Origin of the sequence: Streptomyces sp. NPDC046909 (assembly GCF_040644695.1) — a bacterium.
Lineage (GTDB): Bacteria > Actinomycetota > Actinomycetes > Streptomycetales > Streptomycetaceae > Streptomyces.
Window position 1 is genome coordinate 118590 of sequence record NZ_JBEYXC010000022.1, and the last position, 22048, is coordinate 140637.

Below are 22048 nucleotides of genomic sequence, written 5' to 3' on the forward strand. Positions count from 1 at the left end.
CCCCTATCCTGCCTCCTCGTCCCCGAACAGGGCGAGGGCGGTGTTCACCAGTCCGATGTGGCTGAACGCCTGCGGGAAGTTGCCGAGGTGGCAGCGGTGCACGGGGTCGTACTCCTCGGACAGCAGCCCCAGGTCGTTCGTCAGCCCGACGAGCTCTTCGAACAGCGCGCGGGCCTCCTTGGTGCGGCCGGTCATGTGCAGCGCGTCCGCGAGCCAGAACGAGCACACGAGGAAGGTTCCCTCGTCGCCGGGCAGCCCGTCGACCGTGGTGCCGTCGGTGCTGTAGCGGCGCAGGAAGCCGCCGTGGCCGAGTTCGTCGCGGATCGCGTCGACGGTGCCGACGACGCGCGGGTCGTCGGGCGGCAGAAAGCCGACGCGGGGGATGAGCAGGAGCGAGGCGTCGAGTTCCCGGGAGCCGTAGGACTGGGTGAAGGTGTTGCGCTCGGCGTCGTAGCCCTTCTCGCAGACCTCGCGGTGGACCTCGTCGCGCATCGCGCGCCAGCCCTCCAGATCACCCTTCAGCTTCGGGTGCGCCTCCAGGGTGCGTACGGCGCGGTCGGCGGCCACCCACACCATCACCTTGGAGTGCACGAACTGCCGGCGCCCGCCGCGCACCTCCCACAGCCCCTCGTCGGGCTGCCGCCACTCGGACTCCAGGAACTCCATCAGGGCGCACTGAAGGGACCACATGTGCGGTTTGACGGGCAGACCGGAATGCCGGGCCAGCGAGAGGGAGTCCATGACCTCGCCGTACACGTCCAGTTGGAGCTGCTTCACGGCCTCGTTGCCGATGCGTACGGGCTTCGACCCGCCGAACCCGCTGAGCCACGGCAGCTCGAACTCGGGCAGCCGGCGCTCGCCCGCGAGGCCGTACATGATCTGGAGGTCCGCCGGGTCGCCCGCGACCGCGCGCACCAGCCAGTCGCGCCAGGCCTCGGCCTCCTCCTGGTAGCCGCAGGACAGCAGCGCGCCGAGGGTGAGCGTGGAGTCGCGCAGCCAGCAGTAGCGGTAGTCCCAGTTGCGGACGCCACCCAGCTCCTCCGGCAGCGAGGTGGTGGGGGCGGCCACGATGCCGCCGGTCGGGGCGTAGGTGAGGGCCTTGAGGGTGATCAGGGAGCGCAGGACGGTGTCCCGGTGGGGGCCGTCGTAGCGGCAGCGGTCCGACCAGGCCTGCCAGTCCTCGACGCTGGCGCGCAGCGAGTCGTGGGGGTCGATCTGCGGGGGGCGCGGCTCGTGCGAGGGGTGCCAGGTGAGCACGAACGCGACCGTCTCGCCCTCCTTGACCGTGAACTCGGAGTGCGTGCAGTAGTCCTCGCCCCAGGTCCGCACCGCGGGCTCGCTGCGCAGCCACACCGAGTCCGGTCCCGCGACCGCCACCCGATGGCCGTCGGACCTGCGCATCCACGGCATGATCGAGCCGTAGTCGAAGCGCAGCCGGAGCGTGCTGCGGACGGTCACCTCGCCGCGCAGGCCCTCGACGACGCGTACGAGGTCGGGGGCGCGGTCGCGCTGCGGCATCAGGTCGGTGACCCGCACCGCCCCCTCGTCGGTCTCCCACTCGGTGTCCAGCACGAGGGTGCCGGGGCGGTAGGCGCGGCGGGCGCACTCGCCGTCGACGCCCTTGGGCGCGATGCGCCAGTGGCCGTTGTCCTCGTCGCCGAGCAGTCTGGCGAAGCAGGCGGCCGAGTCGAACCGGGGCAGGCACAGCCAGTCGACGCTGCCGTCCTTGCCGACCAGGGCCGCTGTCTGTTCGTCGCCGATGAGGGCGTAATCCTCGATACGGGGCACGGGAATGCGGGTTCCCGGTGGACGGCGGGGGCAATCAGGGGGTCGGCCGGGGGAGTGATGTGCTCCGGCGGGCGAGGGGGTGCGGACGCGGGGTGAGCGGGAGCGGGGTCAGACCGAGGCGGGTTCGGCGGTCTCCGTCGGCTCCTTCTCCGCCGCCTCCCGCCGGTCCCGCAGCTCGCGCCGGACCAGGACGACCCAGCCGATGGGGACGCCGGCGGCGAACAGCCACCACTGGTAGGCGTACGCGTAGTTCAGCGGGGCGTTCTCCTTGCCGGGCTTGCCCAGCAGTTCGGGGGTGTCGCCCTTGGGCTCGGGGGTGGTCAGGGCGATGTAGCCGCCGAGGACCTGCTTGCCGAGCCGCTGCGCCTGCTGCTCGCTGCTGATCAGCATGATCTGGCGGTCGGGCAGACCCTTGAGGTTCTTGATGCCGCTCGCCTCGGTCGTCTCGTCGGGCATCAGCCGCCCGGTGACGGTGACCTCGCCGGCCGGCGCCGCCGGGACCTTCGGGAAAGCGGTCTGGGTCGCGCCGGTGGGGACCCAGCCCCGGTTGACCAGGAGCACCTTGCCGTCGTTCAGGACGAAGGGGGTCAGGACGTGGTAGCCGACCTCGTCGTCGGAGTTGGTGCGGCGGCGGACGACGACCTCGTCCTCGGTGTCGAAGTGACCCTTCGCGGTCACCGACCGGTAGCGCTCCTCGCGGGTGACCGTGTGCCCGGCGGACGTCATGTCCTCCACCGGCACCGGGTCGGCGGACAGCGCGTCGGAGACCAGCTGGTTGCGGGCGCTGCGCTCCTCGTAGCGGTGCATCTGCCAGATGCCCAGCCGGATCATCGTGGGGATGAGAACGAGGGCGACCAGCGTGAGGATCACCCACTGCCGGGACAACAGGAAGCGGTACACCCCACGACCGTACAACTCGGGCCATGGGGTGTTCGCACAGGGGTGTGGTCGGACGGGTCGACCACTGTGGTCAGACGCGGTCGACGATGCCCACCTTTCCCTCCGCGCGGGCGCAGTGGGCGCCGCAGAACCAGTGGCCCTCGACCTCGACACCCTGCCCGATGATCTGCACACGACAGTGCTCGCAGATCGGGGCCATGCGGTGGATCGCGCACGAGAAGCAGTCGAAGACGTGCACCGCGCCCTGCGCGTGCACCTCGAAGGTCATGCCGTAGTTGTTTCCGCATACTTCGCAAGTCGCCATGCGCCACAGGGTGGGCCGTCGGTACGGCGCGGGCGAGACGGCGGCGGGCGAGTCGCGGCGCAATCACCCGTCCGTACGGTCATCCCTCCGTGGCCGGTGCGACATTGCCGAGCAGCTGTCCGAAGGCCGCCTCGTCGACCACCGGGGTGCCGTACTGCCGGGCCTTGACCACCTTCGAGGTGCCCGAGTCGGGGTCGTTGGTGACGAGCAGGCTGGTCAGCCGGGAGAGGCTGGTGGCGACATGCAGCCCGGCCTCGACGGCGCGGTCCTCCAGGAGGTCGCGCTCGGTCGAGGTGTCCCCGGAGAACGCGATCCGCATGCCCTGCTTGAGAGGTTTGCCCTCTTCGTAACGTCCTGGGTTGGGATAGGGGCATGCGGGCCTTTTGCGGGCCGGACGCCAACTGGTCGGCCGGTAGCTGCCGTAGCCCGACTGCGGCTGCTGCCGGGGCACCGCGCGGTCCGTCCACTCGGTGAGCGGCCGGCACTCGTGCAGCGGCAGCCGGACGCTCCGTGAGGCCGCGGCCAGCAGACTCGGCCGGAACGCCTCCGCCAGCACGCGCGCGTCGTCGAGCGCGTGGTGGGCGCGCTGCTGCACGACGCCGAAGTGCGCGGCCAGCGACTCCAGCTTGTGGTTGGGCAGCGGCAGAGCGAGCTCCTTGGAGAGCGCGATGGTGCACAGCCGCTGCCGCACCGGTGCCTCGCGCTCCGCGCGCGCGTACTCCCGCGCGATCATCTGCCAGTCGAAGACCGCGTTGTGCGCGACGAGCACCCGGCCGTCGAGCCGCGCCGAGAACTCCTCGACGATGTCCTGGAAGAGGGGCGCGCCCTCCAGTACGTCACTCGTCAGACCGTGGATCCACACCGGGCCGGGGTCGCGCTCCGGGTTGACCAGCGTGTACCAGTGGTCCTCGACCTCGCCGCGCGCGTCCAGCCGGTAGACGGCCGCGGAGATTATCCGGTCGTCCCGGGCGAGCCCGGTGGTCTCCACGTCGACGACCGCGTACCCCTGCGGATACGCGGCCGGCCACACAGTGGGGGAGGACGCTGCGGTCGTACGGTCTTCGAGCATGGTCCCTGAGGATACGGGCCCCCACTGACAGCGTTGCGCGCACCCGGCCGTGTGGCCCGTGCACCGGCGGGGGGTCGCACAACACGGGTCCGCTGCCCGGCACTTCCCCCCTTCGGCCCGGGCCGCCGCCGGACCTCATCCCAGCGCCGCCACCAGATCCCCCGCCGTCAGCGCCTCAAGGCCGCACCCGTCGACCGGCCCCGGCAGCAGCCGGTACGCCGACCCGGTCGCGCCCTCGGGCGCCACGCCGCCGTGCACCAGCGCGAGGAACACCCGCTTCCGCGCGGCCGCTTCACCCGCGAGGGTGTCGGCGTCCTCCGAGGGCTGCCGTCGCTCCGGCGGCTCCAGGGCACGCACGCGTGCCGCGAACGCGGTGTCCGGCTCTCCGGCGCGCCGCCGGTAGTGCCAGAGTTCGTCCAGCGCGCGCGGATGCGGCGCGCGCCGTACCACCGCGACCTCGTCGCCCCGCGCGGCCGCCCGCCACACGGCCAGGTCCCACAGGGTCGTACGGCCGCAGGAGAAGTACTGGTGCAGATCCTCGGCGACCCGGCCCAGATCGGCGCCGTGCACGAACAGGCTGTGGAAGCCCTCGGCGGCCGGCAGGTGCAGGTCGGTCCACAGAAACGTCCGGTGGTCCAGGTCGACCAGCATCGGGACGTGGATGCGGGAGTCGCCCACCAGGTCGTAGCGCTGACGGACCGTGCGCGGGTCGTACGACGCGTCGCGGGCCTCCAGAGCCTCGGAGGGCAGGGCCATGAAGCCGGCGAAGGCGTCCAGGAGCTCCTCGAACGGGACGTCGTTGAAGCTGAAGACGACGGGCAGCGCGAACCGCACCCCGCGGTCCGCGAGCGCGCCGAGGTCCAGGTCGACGTACTCGGTCGCCCCGCCCGGCGCGGGCCCCGAGACCAGGTCTCCGGAGTGGACCGCCGAACGGCCCTCGTACACGAGGCTGGTGTAGTCGCACAGGCCCGCGAACTTCCAGTCGGCGTCGTACAGCGCCACCGACAGATCCAGGTCGACCCGGGTTCCCGCGGGCTCCATCCAGTGCAGGAAGAGCCGCAGGACCTCGCCCTCGGGCAGCGGCTGGGTGCTGCCGCGCGGCACCGTGACGAGGGCCTTCGCGGCGGCGCTCTCGGCGGCCGGCACCGCGAGCCCGGTGAGCGCCGAGTCGAGCACGGCCAGGTCCAGCCGCGGCCCGTCGGACAGCCGGCGCAGCGCCTCGGCTTCGAGGAGCGCGCACACCTCGTCCGTCACCTTCGACGACAGCGGCACGCGCGTGTCGTCGATCGTGAAGGAGTGGGTCACCTGCCCGCGCGGGAAGAACACCCGCCGCCCGCCCGGGAGATGACGGATCCGCATCCGCCCGAGCGCGGCCAGCAGCGGCCCCGGCCCTGCCTTGGGCAGCACGCGCCGCAGGACGTCCCTGAACCCCTCCGGCAGTACGTCGAGTTCGCGCAGGCGCAGCAGATGGTCGAGCCGGCGCAGGAGTTCGCCCGGGCGCTGGGCGAGCAGGGCGAGAGCGGCCTCTGCGTCCCTCTCGTGCAGCGCCTGTTCGACGCGTGCCGTCCAGGTGGCCGGCTTGACGCGGACGCCGTCGACCCGCACCGCGTCCGGGTGTTCGGCGGCCGTCCGCAGCAGCGCTTCGCCCAGGTCGCCGCGCGACGTGTCCGTGGCGCGCAGGACGGCGAAGGCGAGCGCGGCCTTCGGGTGGCGCGCGTGCCGCTCGTAGGGGTGCAGGATCTCGGCGGCGCGCTTCCAGGCGCCGGGGTGTCGCAGCACGTCCTCGACGAGCGACGGCATCGCCAGGCCGTCGAGCACGCCGAGCAGCTGTCGGCGCAGCCCGCGCGGGAGCGAGCGCATCCGGGGCGGTTCGAGCAGATCGGCCTCGCCGCCGGACCACACGCACAGCAGCCGCAGTACGTCCGTCGCGGTCGTCAGCTGCGTGCCGAGGAGCTCCGTCGCCGCCACGCGTGTGTGCCGGTCGAGCAGCAGCGTGCCGAGGACCAGCGCCTTGGTCTGGCGCACCGGGATGTCCTCGGGGAACCAGCCGAGGCCGGCCGGCGCGTGCGCCAGCAGGATCTTCACGTCGTCCCGGTCCTGCGGCGGCAGCGGAGTGCGCCGGGCCAGCAGCCTCAGCAGCGCCCGGACCGCGTCCGCCCTGGCGTCCTTGCCGAGCGTGAGCAACTTCAGGGGGCCGACGGCGAGTTCGGGCTTGTCTCGCGGGTGCTCCGGCTTCAGGAAGGGGTCGGCGCGGTCGATACGGCGATGGCAGATCGGGCAGCCCGCGTAGTCCGCGCCGTCCCAGCACTCCCGGCACACCAGATGCGCGCACGGCGACACCGGATGCACGCTGCCGACCGTGCCGCACAGCACGCACGGCTGGGCCGGCCACTGGAGCAGCAGGGTGAAGACCCGGTCGACGAACAGCTGGAAGGTGTCGTCCGGCACCGAGGCCGGGAAGCTGCGGAACATCGGCATATGGGTGCGGTCCGCGCCCAGTTCGGCGTCGATGTGCCGGATCAGCTGCCTGCCCGCGTCCCCGAGCCCGGTCGGCCCCAGCCAGGCGAGCGCCGCGTGCAGTTCCGCCGTCGGCGCGAATCCCCGGTCCAGCAGCTCGGCTTCGAGCGCGACGAGCCCTGGTGTCGTCGACGGGTCGCCCGGGCGCGGCCCGGCCTGGTCGACGTAGACGGTACGAAGGCGGCGGAGCAGCACGGACGACAGTACGGACAAGCGGAGGCCCCCGGCGGGAAGGAAGAGAGGAAGAAGGCGAGGGGCGGAGAGTGAGCGCGCTGTGGGTGTCAGAAAGTGAGAAGGAAGCACGCTTGCGGAGCCGCCCCCGCGATCGTGACTTTAGGAGGGCGCGGATCGGGGCGCCAGCTATTTGTTTTCGGGCGGGGTCTCAGGAGGGGTCTCGGACGGGGTTTCGAGCAGCGACCGCGTCAACGCCTGTACGGATGTGACGAACAGCCGCTCCTGGTTCACCGGCCGGGCGAACGCCCGGGCCAGCGCCGGGTCCTCGTACGCCGTCGTCGCCTCCTCCGCGGGCTGCTGCACCGGCGCGCGCTCACGATTGCGTTCCACCAGGACGAAGCCCACGACCTGGAACTGCACCGCCCGCACCGCCTCGGCCGCCGCGGCGCCGCGCAGCCCGGCCGCGTGCACCTCGCGCACCAGCGCCTGCCGCGCGGGCATGAACATCCGCTCGGTCAGGCCGCGTTCATGGACCATCGCGATCAGATGCGGATGCGCGCGCAGCCGCCGCCGCAGGACGCGGGCCACCGAGACGACACGCTCGGTCGGGGTGCGTCCCACCGGCCGGAACTCGCCCAGATCGGCCACCGTCCGCCGTACGAGCTCGTCCAGCAGGGACTCCCGGTTGCCGACGTGCCAGTAGATCGAGGTGACGGCGGTGCCCAGCTCGGCAGCGAGCTTGCGCATGGTCAGGGCCTCGGGGCCGTGCTGCTTCACCAGGTCGGCGGCGGTGTCCAGGATCTCGTCCCGGGTGAGCGACGGTCTCGCCATGTGCTGCTCCCAAGTCCGGCTCGTGCACGCGTATTTACCCGGAAGGGGGTGTGCTGTAACTGTGTTACAGGTGACGGCCCATCAGAAGAAGGGGCGGTACGACATGGCACGCGTACGGTACGGCGCACGGACCGAGGCGGAGATCGCCGCCGCGCGCACCGCGAGTTCCAGGCTTCCCGACATCTGGTCCACCGGTGTGGCGGCGATCTGGGAGACCGACCCGGACGCGGTCGCGGCAGTCCTGCCGCCGCCCCTGAAACCCACGGGCCGACCACTGGCCCGCGTCAACATCAGCAAGGTTGACCTGCCCGGATACCCGCTCGGCGCGGGCTCGTTCGCGGTCGCGGCCGCCCATGACGGCGTCGAGGGCTGGTACCCCCTCGTCATGCCGATGACCCACGAACGCGCCCTCATCGGCGGCCGTGAGGTCTTCGGCGAACCCAAGAAGCTCGGCGAGGTGGTCGTCGAGCGCGACGGCCTGGTCGTCCGCGCGCACCTCGCCCGGCACGGCATCGCCTTCGTCGAGGTGCGGGGCGCAGTCGCCGGCGAGCTGCCGCTGCCGGAGCCGGTCCAGAAGACCGACTTCTACTTCAAGTTCCTTCCCGCCGTGGACGGTTCGGGCTTCGACGCCGACCCGGTCCTCGTGCACTGCCTGCGCAACGAGAAAGTCCGCAAGCTGGAGCGGATCACCGGCGACGTCGTCCTGCGCGAGTCGATGTACGACCCGGTGGCCGACCTGCCGGTGCGCCGCCTCGTCGAGATCACCATCGGCGAGAAGACCAGTGACCAGCGCGGCAAGGTCGTCGAGCGGGTCGACGCACGGGCGCTGCTGCCGTACATCCACCAGCGGTACGACGATCCGGCGCAGGTCCTGGACGCGCCTCCGGAAGGGAGCGCCTGATGCTGTGTCTTCCCGGGGGACAACCCCCGGACCCCCGGCCGGAAGAGGGGTCGGTCCGAGCGAGGTCGGGAGAGGAGCGGCTGTGGATTTGAGGGCAGGGCAGGTCGCCGTCGTCACCGGGGCCGCCAGCGGTGTCGGGCTCGCGCTGGCCCGGCGGTTCGCCGCCGAGGGGCTGAAGGTCGTCCTCGCCGATGTCGAGGAGGGCGCCCTGGAGAAGGCGGTGGCGGGGCTCCGCGCGGACGGTGCCGACGCGCACGCGCGCGTGGTGGACGTCGGCGAGCGCGAACAGGTCCTGGAGCTCGCGGAGTTCGCCTACGAGACGTACGGGGCCGTCCATGTGCTGTGCAACAACGCCGGGGTCGGCTCGGGGGCCGAGGGGCGGATGTGGGAGCACGAGCCGAACGACTGGAAGTGGGCGTTCTCCGTCAATGTGTGGGGTGTCTTCCATGGCATCCAGGCGTTCGTTCCCCACATGATCAAGTCGGGTCAACCCGGTCATGTGGTCAATACTTCCTCCGGTGACGGCGGCATCGCCCCGCTCCCGACCGCCTCCGTGTACGCCGTCACCAAGGCGGCCGTCGTGACGATGACCGAGTCCCTGTACGCCCATCTGAAGGCCGAGCACGCGCGTGTGGGCGCCTCCGTCCTCTTCCCCGGCCCGCACATGCTCCGCACCGGCCTGTGGGAGTCGCACCGCAACCGCCCCGAGCGGTACGCCAAGGAACGGCCGCGCAGGACGCCGTACCGCAGCCTCGACCAGTGGGAGGCCGCGATGAGGGAGGCGGGCCGGGAGGTGGAGTTCACCCCGGTCGAGGAGGTCGCCGGGACGGTGGTCGACGGCATCCGCGCGGACCGCTTCTGGATGCTGCCGGCGAGTGAGCACAGCGACGGCCAGATCAGGGCGCGGGCGCGGTCGATGCTCGAGCGCGCGAACCCGTCGTACCTCGAGAACTTCATCCTGGACTGAGAGGGGGACCGCCGTGACCGACCAGGACCCGTACCTGATCATCTCCTCCGACTGCCATGCCGGGCTGCCCACCGAGGAGTACCGGCCCTATCTGGACGCCCGTTTCCACCGGGAGTTCGACGACTTCCTCGCCGGGCGCGACCGGCGCCGCGAGGAGATGACCCGCCTCGGCATCCGCAACGAGGCGTTCGCGGCCAAGTGGTTCCAGGACAACGAGGAGGGCCTGCGCGGCGGCTGGGACACCGCTCAGCGGCTCAAGGAGCTCGACGGCGACGGAGTGGCCGCCGAGGTCGTCTTCCCGGACGCCGACGCCGTCGACAGCCAGACGGCGGCGCCCTTCGGCGTGGGCCTCGGGCTCTCCGGCGACCAGGACCCGCAGCTCGGCATGGCGGGCGCGCAGGCGCACAACCGCTGGCTGGCCGACTTCGTCTCCGAGAACCCCGAACGGCACTGCGGGGTGGCCCTGTTGCCGGTCACCGCGGACACCGGCAAGGTCGTCGCGGAGATCCACCGCGCCAAGGAGTCCGGGCTCGGCGCGCTGATGATCCCGTCCATGTGGGTCGACAAGGAGCCCTACCACGACCGCCGTTACGACCCGGTGTGGGCGGCGGCGGCCGAGTGCGGGATGCCGGTCGTCACGCACTCCGGGGCGGCCCCGCGCCACGAGTACGGCGACCACCTGGGGATCTATGTGAGCGAGGTGACCTGGTGGCCGGCCCGGCCCCTCTGGTTCCTCCTCTGGTCCGGCGTCTTCGAACGCCACCCGGGGCTCAAGTTCGGTGTCGCCGAGTCGGGTTGCTGGTGGCTGCCGAACCTCCTGTGGTTCATGGACCGCCTCTACCTCGGCGCCCACGGCGGAAAGAAGCTCTCGCCCTTCCAGGAGCTGAAGCGCCCGCCGCACGAGTACCTCGACCGGCAGATCTTCGTCTGCGCGACCAACACCAAGCGCCGCGAACTCGCCCAGCGCTACGAGATCGGCGTCGACAACATCCTCTGGGGCAGCGACTTCCCGCACCCCGAGGGCACGTGGCCCGACACGCGCGCGTGGCTCAAGCGCACCTTCCACGACATCCCGGTCGCCGAGACCCGCCGCATGCTCGGCCTTGCCGCGGCCGAGGTCTTCGGCTTCGACGTGGAGAAGCTGACCCCGCTCGCCCGCCGGATCGGACCCACCCCCGCCGAACTCGGCCAGTCCGCCGACCAGACGGCCGTGGAGGCGTCCTGGGCGCGCTCGCGCGAGGTCGGCCGGCACTGGCTGACCGACCACGACTTCCCGACCCTGGGGGTGACGCCATGAGCTCCGCGGGTGAGGAGCGCTACACGGTCATCTCGGCCGACTGCCACGCGGGCGCCGACCTGCTGGACTACAAGCCCTACCTGGAGCGGCGGTACCACGACGACTTCGACGCGTGGGCGGCGACGTACGTCAATCCCTACGAGGACCTGCTCGCCGACACGGCCGACAAGAACTGGAACTCCGAGCGGCGGCTCGCGGAGCTGGAGGAGGACGGGATCGTCGCGGAGGTGGTCTTCCCCAACACCATCCCGCCGTTCTTCCCGTCCGGCTCGCTCATGGCACCCGCGCCGGAGCCGGGGGAGTTCGAGCGGCGCTGGGCCGGGCTGCGCGCCCACAACCGCTGGCTCGCGGACTTCTGCGCGGCGGCACCGGGGCGGAGGGCGGGTGTCTTCCAGATCCTTCTCAACGACGTCGAGGAGGCGGTGAAGGAGATCCGTTGGGCCGTCGAGGCGGGCCTCAAGGGCGGCCTGCTGCTCCCCGGCACTCCGCCGGGCAGCGGCCTCCCGGAGCTCTACTCGTCGACGTACGACCCCATCTGGGCCGTCTGCGCGGAGCTCGGCGTCCCCGTCAACCACCACGCGGGCTCGGCCTCCCCGCCGCTCGGCGACGAACCGGCGGCCCGCGCGGTCTTCATGGTCGAGACGACCTGGTTCTCCCACCGGGCGCTGTGGCACCTGGTGTTCGGCGGCGCCTTCCGCCGGCACCCGGAGCTGAGGCTGGTGCTCACGGAGCAGGGCTCGGGCTGGATCCCCGGCGTCCTGGACATGCTGGACTACTACCACGGGCGCCTGGTGGCCGCCGCGACGAGGGCCTCCACGGCGGAGTCCAAGTTCGGCGCGGGCCTCGCCGCCCGCATGGGCGACGCCCCCTCCGAGGTCTGGCGCGACAACTGCTTCGTCGGCGCCAGCTTCATGCGCCCGCACGAGGTGCCGCTGCGGGACCGGATCGGCGTCGACAAGATCATGTGGGGCAGCGACTACCCGCACGACGAGGGGACGTACCCCTACTCCCGGGAAGGCCTGCGCTTCGCGTACGCGCGCGTGCCGCGTGCCGAAGTCGCCGCCATGGTCGGCGGCAACGCCGCGCGCGTGTACGGCTTCGACCTCGACCTCCTCGACCCGATCGCGGCCAAGGTCGGCCCGACGGCCGAGGAGATCGCCGAGCCGCTCACCGAGCCACCGGCGGACGCGACGAGCCCGGTGTTCGCCAAGGGGGCGTCGGTACGGGTCTGGTGAGGGCCGGGGTGGCCGGCGGCACGTCGGGGAGGCGATCGTCGCGACGCCGCGGTCGGTGAGGCCCGGCGCGGTCGGGGGAGTGCCGGGGCCGGACCGGCGTGCGTCGGTCCGGTCCCGACGGAACCCGGGGTGCGATCCTCCGGTCTGTGACCGAACCCACGCATGACGAGGCCCACGGCGGCGGCGCGCTCGCCGAGCGGCTGAACTGGCTGCGCGCCGCCGTCCTCGGGGCCAACGACGGCATCGTGTCCACCGCCGGCCTCGTCGTCGGCGTCGCCGGTGCCACCGACGACCGCTCGGCCCTCCTCACGGCCGGGCTGGCAGGGCTGCTCGCGGGGTCGATGTCGATGGCGGCCGGGGAGTACGTCTCCGTCTCCACCCAACGGGACTCGGAGAAGGCCGCCCTCGCCGTCGAGAAGCGGGAGCTGCGCGAGCAGCCCGAGGCCGAACTGGAGGAACTCACCGAACTCCTCCAGGCGCGCGGCCTGTCCCGGGACGTGGCCATGGAGGCCGCCGAACAGCTCACCGCGCGGGACGCGCTGCGCGCCCACGCACGCGTGGAACTCGGTATCGACCCCGACCAGCTCACCAACCCCTGGCACGCCGCCTGGGCGAGCTTCCTGTCCTTCACGGTCGGCGCCCTGCTCCCGCTCCTCGCGATCGTCCTGCCGCCCACCGACTGGCGCCTGGCCGTCACCGTCGTCTCCTCCCTCGCCGCCCTCGTCCTCACCGGCTGGAGCAGCGCCCGCCTCGGCGCCGCCGACCCGGTCCGCGCGGCGCTGCGGAACGTGGTCGGCGGGGCGCTGGCGATGGGGGTGACATATGCGGCGGGGACACTGCTCGGGGCGGCCGGAGTCTGAACCGGAGTCTGAATTCGCTGGTGGTGGCTTTGGTGGAGATCGCCAACAAGTAAGCGCGTACTCGCTGTAATACTTGTCAGTAACAACGTCTAGCCGCAGCCGACCAGCGGTTCTACGGTCCCCTTATGCCGAACCTGCCCGATGTCGTGCTGTGGTCGATACCCGCCTTCGTGCTGCTCACCGTGGTCGAGATGATCAGCGTCCGGATCCACCCCGACGAGGAGGCCGCCGGATACGAGACGAAGGACGCCGCGACCAGCGTCGGCATGGGCCTGGGAAGCCTCGTCTTCGACTTCCTCTGGAAGATCCCGATCGTCGCCGTCTACACGGCGATCTACGAACTCACGCCCCTGCGCGTCCCCGTGCTGTGGTGGACGGTCCCGCTGATGCTGCTCGGGCAGGACTTCTTCTACTACTGGTCGCACCGCGGCCACCACGTCATCCGCATCCTGTGGGCCTGCCACGTCGTCCACCACTCCAGCGAGAAGTTCAACCTCACCACCGCCCTGCGCCAGCCGTGGACCACGCTGACGGTCTGGCCGTTCTACGTCCCGCTCATCGCCGCCGGCGTGCACCCCGCCGCGCTGGCCTTCTGCTCCTCCGCGAACCTCGTCTACCAGTTCTGGATCCACACCGAGCGCATCGACAAGATGCCCCGCTGGTTCGAGTTCGTCCTCAACACGCCCTCCCACCACCGCGTCCACCACGCCTCTCAGGGCGGCTATCTGGACCGCAACTTCGGCGGCATCCTCATCGTCTGGGACCGGCTCTTCGGGTCGTTCGTCGCGGAGACCGAACGGCCCGTCTACGGGTTGACGAAGAACATCAACACGTTCAACCCGATCAAGGTCGCCACTCATGAGTACGTCGCGATCGTCAAGGACATCAAGGCGGCGCACAGCTGGCGCGAACGCGCGGGGCGGGTCTTCCGGGGACCGGGATGGAAACCGGCTCCGGCGGCGGCACCGGCCGAGGAGACCGTGGCCGCGTGAGACGCCTTCCGCTCGCCGTATTCGGCGTCGCCGCCGTCACCGACCTCGTCTCGCTGGCGGTGGACTGGGAGCCCGGGCACATCGCGGCCAAGCCCCTCCTGATGCCCTTGCTCGCCGGGTACGCCGCCCTGTCGGGCGCACCCCGGCTGCTGATCGCCGCCCTTCTCCTCGGCTGGGGCGGGGACACCCTGCTCCTGTTCGACGCCGAGCCCGCGTTCCTCGCCGGGATGGCCTCCTTCGCCGCCGGACACGTCTGCTATCTCGCCCTGGCCAGGACGCGCGGCCGGGCTGACGCCCACCACACGTTCCTGCTCACCACCTACTGCGTCGTACTGACCGCCACGGTGCCGGCCCTCTGGCCCGACCTCCCGACCGGCCTCCGTGTGCCCGTCGCCGCCTACAGCGTCCTGCTCACGGCCATGGCGTACGGCGTGGGCAGCCGCTTCGGGCGGGTCGCCGGACTCGGCGGCGCCCTCTTCGTGCTCTCCGACACCCTCATCGCGACCGGCGTCGCGGAGTGGCCGCAGCCGCCCCGGCCGGACCTGTGGATCATGCTCACCTATATCGCTGCGCAGTCGCTGCTGGTCACCGGCATACTCGGCGAGCGCCGGCCGGCGGGGGCGGCGTACGGTGAAGTGCGCTCGACCACCCCCTGAGCGCACGTACCACCCGAGACGAGAAGGACCCTCGCCATGCGCGCCACCACCATCCACGCCCCCTTCGACATGCGCGTGGAGGACGTGCCCGACCCCGTGGTGCAGCTGCCCACCGACGCCGTGGTCCGCGTCCTGCGCTCCTGCATCTGCGGCAGCGACCTGTGGGCGTACCGCGGTGAGGCGACCCGGCAGCCGGGGCAGCGCATCGGGCACGAGTTCCTCGGCATCGTCGAGGAGACCGGCTCCGAGGTGGGCACCGTCCGCCGCGGAGACCTGGTCGTCGCGCCCTTCATGTGGTCCGACGGCGTCTGCGCCTACTGCCGCGAGGGCCTGAACACCTCCTGCGAGCACGGCGGCTTCTGGGGCTCCGTCGGCTACGACGGCGGCCAGGGCGAGGCCGTGCGCGTGCCCTTCGCCGACGGCACCCTCGTCCAGCTGCCCAAGGAGGCCGCCTCCGACGACCGGCTGCTGGCCGCCCTGCTGAGCCTGTCCGACGTCATGGGCACCGGCCACCACGCCGCCCTCGGCGCGGGAGCACGCGCGGGTGCCACGGTCGCCGTCGTCGGCGACGGGGCCGTCGGCCTGTGCGCGGTGCTCGCCGCCAAGCGGCTGGGCGCCGAGCGGATCATCGCGCTCGGCCGCCACCAGGTCCGCACCGACATCGCCCGCCGCTTCGGCGCCACCGACGTCGTCGCCGAGCGCGGGGACGCCGCCGTCGAGGCCGTCCGCGAACTCACCGGCGGCCAGGGCGCGCACGCCGTCGTCGAGGCCGTCGGCACCGAGCAGTCCATGCGCACGGCGATTGGCGTCACCCGCGACGGCGGCACCGTCGGCTGGGTTGGCGTGCCGCACGGCAGCGCCACCGGGCTCGACCTCGGCGTCATGTTCGACCGCAACATCGCGCTGCGCGGCGGCGTCGCGCCGGTCCGCGCGTACATCCCCGAGCTGCTCCCCGACGTCCTGGACGGCACCATCGACCCGTCGCCCGTCTTCGACCTCACCGTCGGCCTTGAGGCCGTCCCGGAGGGCTACAAGGCGATGGACGAGCGGACGGCCCTCAAGGTGCTCGTCGCGGGCTGACCCCTGAACTCGTAAGAGCCCCTCACCAGCGGATCGGCACCGGCAGCGCCGTCAGCAGCCCCGACACCACGACCACCACCCCCAGCGCGGCGACCTCCGCCCGCGCGGGGGAGCAGGCGGTCAGCGGGTCGGCCGCGCGGCGCAGCCGGACCCGCGCCCACAACGCGAGGACGGCGACCGCGCACACGAGCAGCACCTTGGCGAGCAGCACGCGCCCGTACCCGGTCGTCGTCAGCTGATCGAGGACGGTCTCCGACGGCATCCGACGCAGCGTGCTCCAGACACCGGTCGCGGTGATGGCGGCCAGCAGCACGGCGGCCACGCGCGCGTAGAGGCCGAGCAGCGCGGCGCCCGCCTGCGCGGGTCCGCCGGCGGGACGGAGGCCTCCGCCGGCGGTTGCCGCGCCCGGCTCTTCGGCTTCCGCGCCCGGCTCTTCGGCTTCCGCGCCTGCCTCCCGGGGTTCCGGCTCGGTTCCCGGGACCGGTCCTCTCCGTCTCACCCCGGCTCCGGAGCCCCTCCCCGCCCCCCACCCCCGCAGCGTCCGCAGGACATGCAGCAGGCCGCCCACCCACAGCGCCGCGCACGTCAGATGGACCAGCGTCAGCCCGGACCCCGTCAACGGGCCGTGCTCGGTCGTGGGATGGGCGCGCAGGGCCTCCGCGACCACCACCGCGGCCAACGGCCAGACCTGGGTCCCGGGGCGCCCCGAGCGGGCGCACAGCCCCGCCGCGAGGAACGCGTTGACCTCGACCAGCGCCAGCTTGCCGTCCCGGGACTCGTACAGCCCGCCGACGTCGATCTCGGCGAGGCTGTGCGGCACGAGGTTGCCGGTCGCCACGACCGAGGCGAGCCCCAGCGCGGCGACGAAACCGACGGCGGCCGTGTACGGGGCCCAGCTGCGCGGCGCGGCCGCGGGAGCGCCGGGCACGGCGCGGGCCACCCGGTTCACGAACAGCTCGCCCACCGGGACGCACAGCGCCGCGAACAGCACCGCCCGCAGCAGCGCGATGCCGCCGACCCCGGGCGCCGCGGCCTCCCCGGTGCCGTGCAGCGCGGCGGACGGGCCGAGCAGCGGGATCAGCGCGCCGAGGGCCACCAGGACGAGGACGGCGACGGCACGCGCGGTACCGGGGCGCGACGCCGGACCGGACGCGTCGGCGGCCCCGGCCGTGGGTCTTGTCAAGGTCACCTCATGATCTTCACCAGCCGCCACAGAACCGGGCAAGTCCAGGAAAACAACTGGCGGTACGGCATTCCGCCCAGGGATACGTTTTCCGGCCGACCGCCGCTCACACCCACGGCTTCCCGCCGGCGACCGCTCACACCCACCGCGCGGGGTCCGTCCCCCACGGCCCCGGCGGCCGCGCCCAGTCCACCGGCCCGCCCGCGAAGGACACCGGCGACAGGGCGTACCGCAACCGCCCGACCCCACTGTCCACCTCCGAGAGCCAGGCGTCGGGCCCGCCGTACGGGCCGTCCTCCCGGGGCTCGGCCGCGATGTCGTTCATCAGCCACGCCGCCGTCCGCGCCAGCGCCAGCCGCACGAACCGGCTGCCACCCTCCTCCGTCTGCTCGCGCACCGCCCGCAGCACCTCCGCCGCCAGCAGATACCCCGTGCCGTGGTCGAGGGCCTGCGCCGGCAGCGCACCCGGCCGCTCCACCGACCCCTCGACGGCCGCGATCCCGGTCGCCACCTGTACGAGACTGTCGAACCCGCGCCGCGCACGCCAGGGCCCGTACGCGCCCCACGCCGACAACTGCGCCACGATGATCCCGGGCCGCCGCTCCGCCAAGGCCTCCGGCGACAGCCTGAACCGGTCCAGAGCGCCCGGCCGATACCCGGTGACGACGACGTCCGCGGTGCTCAGAAGGTCCTCGAAGGTGCGCCGGCCGCCCGCCAGGTCCAGCGTCGCCGACCGCTTCCCGAAGTCCGTGTCGGCGTGCTGGTCGGGGAGTTCGGGCAGGCGGGGCGAGTCCACCCGCAGGACGTCCGCGCCCAGCAGGGCGAGCGTGCGGGTGGCGACGGGACCCGCGATGACCCGGGTGAGGTCCAGGACGCGCAGCCCCGCGGCGGGCAGCAGGGGAGCGCGGTCGATCGGCGCGAGCACGCGCGCGGGGGCGGAGTCGAGCCGCTCGCGCTCCACGAGGGGCCGCTTCGCCAGCTCCACCGCCTGCTCATGGGCCGCCCACTCCTCGGGCGTCCGCAGCGCGACGGCGAGACCACCGGCCGCGCACACGGCGTCCTCGACCTCCAGGGCGGACCGCTCGGCGAACGCCGCCTCCAGGGTGTCCGGCGGACCCATCACCGCGATCAACCGCTCCCGGTGGTGCGGGTAGTTGGCGTGGGTCCGCACCCACCCGTCCGCGGTCCGCCAGAACCGGGACAGCGGGGCGAAGTTGACCGGCGCCCGACCATTGATCAACAGATGCCGTTCGCTCACGAACGCGGTCGCGATCGCGCCGTCGTCCACCCGGACCGCGGGCACCTCGGCGAGCCCGGCCCGCCGAGCCCCCAGCTCGGCGGCGGCCCGCGCGCACGCACCGACACAGGCCCGCGCCAACTCCCGCACGGGAAGCCGCGACTGAAGAAGACCCTCGGACTTGATTCCAGTCATGACTTCACTATGCAGTATTGATTCAATCAACCTATGTCATCGGTCAGTGCCGTCAGCCCAGGCCATCAACCCTTGACGCGGCGGACCACCACAGACGCACCTCCTTGCGCACATCGGTCGGACGCAGCTCCCACCCCTGCGCACCGGCCACCTGAGCGACGTACCACCCGCCCACACCCCGGTAGTCCCGCAGCGGTATCGCGCACTCCACCGGAGGCCGCGGCTTGCCCTGCCTGTGCGGGACGGAAGCCTTCTTGGTCCAGCGGCCGACCTTCTTCTCGACCCGCGCCCTGTAGTACGCGCTGTCCCCCTCGTGCCGCAGCTCCGGCCAGCTCACGCACCACTTGGGCCACTTGGACAAGGGATCCATCACCCGGTCCATGGCCTTGAACAAGCCCTGTTCGTACGACGTGCTGAACACGGTGATGATCTCCGTGACGAGCCCGACGGCGAGGAAGACGACGAGCGCCACGATCCACATCACGATCTGGACGGGGGTGTACAGCACCGTCAACACGAAACGGGCGATCAACTGCCCCTTGGGCCGGACCCGTTCCGGCGTCCACGTGGCGGGGTCTTCATACACATGCATGCCGGAGATCTTGCCGCACCACGCGAAAGGGCCGGGCGGCACCCGCCCGGCCCTTCACATCACGCGCGCGTGAGCGTCACCGCGTCACCGCGTCACCGCGTCACCGCGTCACCGCGTCCAGCGCGTCCGCCGTACCCCACCCGTAGAAGCCGTTGTAGTTCTTCGGCCCCTCACACACCGCGTCGACCTTCCCGTCGCCGTTGATGTCGTACGGGTCGGTGCACGCCGTGGCGTCGGCCTCCGCGTACAGCAGGGCCTTCACCAGGGCCGGGGAGGCTTTGGGGTGCGTCGACTTGATGAGCGCGGCGACACCCGCGACATGCGGCGACGCCATCGACGTACCGGCCATGTAGCCCCAGCCGCCGCCCGGCAGCGTGCCCAGGATCAGACCGCTGGTGGCCGGCGGGGCGGGGGTCTGGTAGCGGGTCGAGTCGCCGCCGGGGGCGGCGATGTCGATGACGCCCAGACCGTGGTTGGAGAAGGACGACTTGATGCCCTTCGCGCCGGTCGCCGCGACCGTCACGACACCCGGCAACTGGGTCGGGATGTCGTAGCACTCGGACGGGTCGATGACCCGGTCCGAGGGCGTGGCGTCGTTGGGGGAGACCGGGTCGGTGATCTCGTCGGCCGCGAGGTCGTAGTTCTCGTTGCCGGCCGCGGCGACATTGACCGCGCCCTTCTTCTCCGCGTACCGCGAGGCCCGGGAGACGGCGTCGACGAGCGCCTTCTGGTCCGGGTCGTTCTTGCAGTTGAAGTACCACGGGTCGGTGTAATAGCTGTTGTTCGTCACATCGACGCCGTGCTCGGCCGCCCACACGAAACCGCAGACCACGGCCTCCGTGTAGAAGTAACCGGCCGTCGTGGACACCTTGATGCCGGACACCTTCACGCCGGGCGCGACGCCCGTCATGCCGATGCCGTTCTTGGCGGCCGCGATCTCACCGGCGACGTGCGTGCCGTGCGGGCTCTCGCCCGTCGTCGGCCGCCATGCCCCGTCGGTCGTGTCGGGCTTGCCCGTCACGCAGTTGACCGACGCGGCACGGTCGAAGTTCGGCGCTATGTCGGGGTGCGTGTCGTCGACGCCTGTGTCGATCACGGCGACGGTCACCTTGCTGCTGCCGAGCGACTTCTCGTGCGCCTTGTCCGCCTTGATCGCGGGCAGGTCCCACTGAAGGGGTTCGAGCGGATCCTGCCCCTCGGCGGCCTCGACGTCCGCGAGGTCGTCGGCGTCGAGCACCTTCGGCGTGCCCACATCCGTCGTCGACTGGGCGGGCAGCGGCGCGTTGCGCGTGTTGCCGGCCGACTCCACCCCGCGCACCGTGCGCAGGATCTTCGCGAAGTCGGGGTTCGCCGAGTGGACGACGATCACGCCTATCTGGTCGTACGACGTGACGATCGAGCCACCGGCGTCGGCTATCGCCTTCTTCACATGCTTCGAAGGCCCGTGCCCGGGGCTGACGTTGACGACATAGCTCAGCGAGGTGGCGTCGGCGGCCGGGGCTTCCTCCGCGGCCGACGCCGAGACGTTCGGCAGGAACGCGAGTGCCGTCGCCATGGCCATCCCGACCGGGACGGCCATCGCACGGCGATAGCGCGCGTGAGGCGCTGTCATTTCAGATCTCCAGTTCGTTCGCGGTACGAGCGGACCGTGCGGGTGCTGCTCGCGCGCTACTTGACCGCGCGCAGCGCGTTGACGATGCCGAAGCCGTAGAACCCGTTGACCCGCTTGCCGCCCACGCAGGTCGCGTCCTGCGTGCCGTCGCCGTTCTGGTCGTAAGAGTCGGGGCAGCCCGGGTTGGTCGCCTGCGCCTTGAGCAGCGCCTGGAGCTGGGCCGGGGTCGCCCACGGGTGCGTGGACTTCAGCAGCGCGGCGACGCCCGCGGCGTGCGGGGACGCCATCGAGGTGCCCTGGAGGAAGCCGTACGAATTGTTCGGCATGGTCGACAGGATGCGGCCGTTCTTCGACGGGGTGTCCGGGATCTGGTAGAGCCGGTCGCCGCCCGGGGCCGCGACGTCGATGACGCCGTAACCGTACGAGGAGTAGTACGACTTGAGGTTGTTGACGCCCGTCGCGCTGACCGTGACGACACCCGGGAGCTGGGTCGGCACGTCGAAGCACTCGTGCGGGTCGACGGTCCGCGTCACCGCGGTGGAGTCGTCGGGGCTGCTGTCGTCGACGAGCGCGTCGGAGTCGAGGTCGTCGTTGGAGTTGCCCGCCGAGGCCAGGTTGAGGGTGCCCTTGTGTTGAGCGTAGAGGGAAGCCCTGTTGACGGAATCAACAATGGCGCGCTGGTCGGGGTCGTCCAGGCAGTTGTACAGCCACGGGTCAACGTAGTAGCTGTTGTTCGTGATCTCCACGCCGTGGTCGGCGGCGAACACGAACGCGCAGACGACGCTCTCCGGGTAGAAGAGGCCGTTGCTCGGGTCGGTCACGTTGATGGCCGCGACCTTCACCCCGGGCGCGACACCGGCCACACCGATGCCGTTACGGGCGGCGGCGATCTCACCGGCCACGTGCGTGCCGTGGTAGTCCTGCGCGGTGTACGGCCGCCAGGCGCCCTCGGTGGTGTCCGGGACGCCGCCGTCGCAGTTGGCCGACTGGGAGGCGGAGAAGTTCGGCGCGATGTCCGGGTGGGTGTCGTCGACACCGGTGTCGATGACGGCGACCGTCACCTTCTTGCTGCCCGGGTTGATCTGCGCGGCCTTGTCGGCGCCGATCGCGCGCAGATCCCACTGGTCGGCCTCAAGAGGCTCGCTCCCGGCGTCGGCGGCGGACGCGGCCTCGATCTTCTCGGCCTGCTCCTTCGTCAGGAGCTGCGCCGCGCCCTCGTCCGTGGTGCTCGCGGGGGTCAGCGCCGAGGTGCGCGTCGCACCCGCCGACTGGACGCCGCGCACGGCGCGTATCTGCGCGCCGAAGTCGGGGTTGGCCGAGTGGACGACGATCACACCGATCTTGTCGTACGTGATGACGACCGTGCCGCCGGCGGCGGCGACGGCCTTCTTCACGGACTCGATCGTGTGCCGGTCCACCTTGGTGTTGACGACGTAGGACAGGTTGGGCGAGTCCGCGGCCTGTGCGGTCGACTCCGCGTACGGGGCGGCCGACGCGGCGGCCGGCAGGAAGCCGAGCGAGGCGGTCAGCGAGAGCACGACAGGTACGGCGAGAGCGAGACGACGTCTGGAACGCAGACGGGACATGGGGTCTCCACATCATCCGGAAACGAAACCGCCCGAGACACAGGTGGTGCTCGGGCAGGTACATGACGGGTG

Annotated in this window: 19 protein-coding genes; 8 read left to right on the forward strand and 11 right to left on the reverse strand. The window is 71.9% G+C overall.

Annotated elements, in window-relative coordinates; all coding sequences use genetic code 11:
• Positions 1–3: 3 nt before the first annotated feature.
• The 6 genes from ABZ928_RS46505 to ABZ928_RS46530 all read right to left on the reverse strand — a co-directional run bounded on the left by ABZ928_RS46505 (position 4) and on the right by ABZ928_RS46530 (position 7583).
• Positions 4–1788 (reverse strand): glycoside hydrolase family 15 protein, encoded by a 1785-nt coding sequence (locus ABZ928_RS46505; protein ID WP_361533835.1) that lies wholly within the window; start codon positions 1786–1788, stop codon positions 4–6.
• A 108-nt stretch (positions 1789–1896) separates the two neighbouring features.
• Positions 1897–2688, reverse strand: a complete 792-nt coding sequence (locus ABZ928_RS46510) for an SURF1 family protein (protein ID WP_361533838.1) — start codon at positions 2686–2688, stop codon at positions 1897–1899.
• Positions 2689–2758: 70 nt separating this feature from the next.
• Positions 2759–2992, reverse strand: a complete 234-nt coding sequence (locus ABZ928_RS46515; RefSeq protein ID WP_079083468.1) for a hypothetical protein — start codon at positions 2990–2992, stop codon at positions 2759–2761.
• Between the two features lie 79 nt (positions 2993–3071).
• Positions 3072–4061, reverse strand: coding sequence for a DEDDh family exonuclease (locus ABZ928_RS46520; RefSeq protein ID WP_361533841.1), 990 nt, complete (start codon positions 4059–4061; stop codon positions 3072–3074).
• Between the two features lie 135 nt (positions 4062–4196).
• Positions 4197–6791, reverse strand: a complete 2595-nt coding sequence (locus ABZ928_RS46525; RefSeq protein ID WP_361533844.1) for an MXAN_6230/SCO0854 family RING domain-containing protein — start codon at positions 6789–6791, stop codon at positions 4197–4199.
• Between the two features lie 147 nt (positions 6792–6938).
• Positions 6939–7583, reverse strand: coding sequence for a helix-turn-helix domain-containing protein (locus tag ABZ928_RS46530; RefSeq protein ID WP_361533847.1), 645 nt, complete (start codon positions 7581–7583; stop codon positions 6939–6941).
• Positions 7584–7686: 103 nt separating this feature from the next.
• Between ABZ928_RS46530 and ABZ928_RS46535 the strand changes: the two genes are divergently transcribed.
• From ABZ928_RS46535 to ABZ928_RS46570, 8 genes are all read left to right on the forward strand, one after another.
• Positions 7687–8484, forward strand: a complete 798-nt coding sequence (locus ABZ928_RS46535; RefSeq protein ID WP_361533996.1) for an acetoacetate decarboxylase family protein — start codon at positions 7687–7689, stop codon at positions 8482–8484.
• Positions 8485–8566: 82 nt separating this feature from the next.
• Complete coding sequence (locus ABZ928_RS46540) at positions 8567–9451, forward strand: SDR family NAD(P)-dependent oxidoreductase (protein ID WP_361533850.1); 885 nt, start codon at positions 8567–8569, stop codon at positions 9449–9451.
• Positions 9452–9464: 13 nt separating this feature from the next.
• On the forward strand, positions 9465–10748 hold the full coding sequence (locus ABZ928_RS46545; RefSeq protein ID WP_361533853.1) for an amidohydrolase family protein: 1284 nt from the start codon (positions 9465–9467) through the stop codon (positions 10746–10748).
• On the forward strand, positions 10745–11983 hold the full coding sequence (locus ABZ928_RS46550) for an amidohydrolase family protein (protein WP_361533856.1): 1239 nt from the start codon (positions 10745–10747) through the stop codon (positions 11981–11983). Before ABZ928_RS46545 ends, ABZ928_RS46550 begins: the two co-directional genes overlap by 4 nt.
• 146 nt (positions 11984–12129) lie before the next feature.
• Complete coding sequence (locus ABZ928_RS46555; RefSeq protein WP_361533859.1) at positions 12130–12843, forward strand: VIT family protein; 714 nt, start codon at positions 12130–12132, stop codon at positions 12841–12843.
• Positions 12844–12968: 125 nt separating this feature from the next.
• The gene (locus ABZ928_RS46560; protein WP_361533862.1) at positions 12969–13835 is read left to right on the forward strand and encodes a sterol desaturase family protein; all 867 of its coding nucleotides are present in this window, start codon (positions 12969–12971) and stop codon (positions 13833–13835) included.
• Complete coding sequence (locus ABZ928_RS46565) at positions 13832–14491, forward strand: lysoplasmalogenase (protein WP_361533865.1); 660 nt, start codon at positions 13832–13834, stop codon at positions 14489–14491. Before ABZ928_RS46560 ends, ABZ928_RS46565 begins: the two co-directional genes overlap by 4 nt.
• A gap of 36 nt (positions 14492–14527) precedes the next feature.
• Positions 14528–15571, forward strand: coding sequence for a zinc-dependent alcohol dehydrogenase family protein (locus ABZ928_RS46570; RefSeq protein ID WP_361533868.1), 1044 nt, complete (start codon positions 14528–14530; stop codon positions 15569–15571).
• Positions 15572–15593: 22 nt separating this feature from the next.
• Here the strand turns inward: ABZ928_RS46570 and ABZ928_RS46575 are convergent, their stop codons facing one another.
• The 5 genes from ABZ928_RS46575 to ABZ928_RS46595 form a co-directional block, all read right to left on the reverse strand.
• The gene (locus tag ABZ928_RS46575; RefSeq protein WP_361533871.1) at positions 15594–16760 is read right to left on the reverse strand and encodes a CopD family protein; all 1167 of its coding nucleotides are present in this window, start codon (positions 16758–16760) and stop codon (positions 15594–15596) included.
• Between the two features lie 130 nt (positions 16761–16890).
• On the reverse strand, positions 16891–18186 hold the full coding sequence (locus ABZ928_RS46580; protein ID WP_361533874.1) for a CoA transferase: 1296 nt from the start codon (positions 18184–18186) through the stop codon (positions 16891–16893).
• 52 nt (positions 18187–18238) lie between these two features.
• Complete coding sequence (locus tag ABZ928_RS46585; protein ID WP_361533877.1) at positions 18239–18778, reverse strand: hypothetical protein; 540 nt, start codon at positions 18776–18778, stop codon at positions 18239–18241.
• A 100-nt stretch (positions 18779–18878) separates the two neighbouring features.
• Positions 18879–20390, reverse strand: a complete 1512-nt coding sequence (locus tag ABZ928_RS46590; protein ID WP_361533880.1) for a S8 family serine peptidase — start codon at positions 20388–20390, stop codon at positions 18879–18881.
• 56 nt (positions 20391–20446) lie between these two features.
• Positions 20447–21976: a S8 family serine peptidase gene (locus ABZ928_RS46595; RefSeq protein ID WP_361533883.1), complete on the reverse strand. Its 1530-nt coding sequence runs from the start codon at positions 21974–21976 to the stop codon at positions 20447–20449.
• Positions 21977–22048 lie beyond the last annotated feature (72 nt).

Coding starts and splice junctions, on each gene's coding strand:
- ABZ928_RS46515 (WP_079083468.1), bottom strand. CDS start 2,992: ATGGCGACTTGCGAAGTATGCGGAAACAACTACGGCATGACCTTCGAG.
- ABZ928_RS46520 (WP_361533841.1), bottom strand. CDS start 4,061: ATGCTCGAAGACCGTACGACCGCAGCGTCCTCCCCCACTGTGTGGCCG.
- ABZ928_RS46530 (WP_361533847.1), bottom strand. CDS start 7,583: ATGGCGAGACCGTCGCTCACCCGGGACGAGATCCTGGACACCGCCGCC.
- ABZ928_RS46535 (WP_361533996.1), top strand. CDS start 7,687: ATGGCACGCGTACGGTACGGCGCACGGACCGAGGCGGAGATCGCCGCC.
- ABZ928_RS46550 (WP_361533856.1), top strand. CDS start 10,745: ATGAGCTCCGCGGGTGAGGAGCGCTACACGGTCATCTCGGCCGACTGC.
- ABZ928_RS46560 (WP_361533862.1), top strand. CDS start 12,969: ATGCCGAACCTGCCCGATGTCGTGCTGTGGTCGATACCCGCCTTCGTG.
- ABZ928_RS46570 (WP_361533868.1), top strand. CDS start 14,528: ATGCGCGCCACCACCATCCACGCCCCCTTCGACATGCGCGTGGAGGAC.
- ABZ928_RS46580 (WP_361533874.1), bottom strand. CDS start 18,186: ATGACTGGAATCAAGTCCGAGGGTCTTCTTCAGTCGCGGCTTCCCGTG.
- ABZ928_RS46585 (WP_361533877.1), bottom strand. CDS start 18,778: ATGCATGTGTATGAAGACCCCGCCACGTGGACGCCGGAACGGGTCCGG.
- ABZ928_RS46590 (WP_361533880.1), bottom strand. CDS start 20,390: ATGACAGCGCCTCACGCGCGCTATCGCCGTGCGATGGCCGTCCCGGTC.
- ABZ928_RS46595 (WP_361533883.1), bottom strand. CDS start 21,976: ATGTCCCGTCTGCGTTCCAGACGTCGTCTCGCTCTCGCCGTACCTGTC.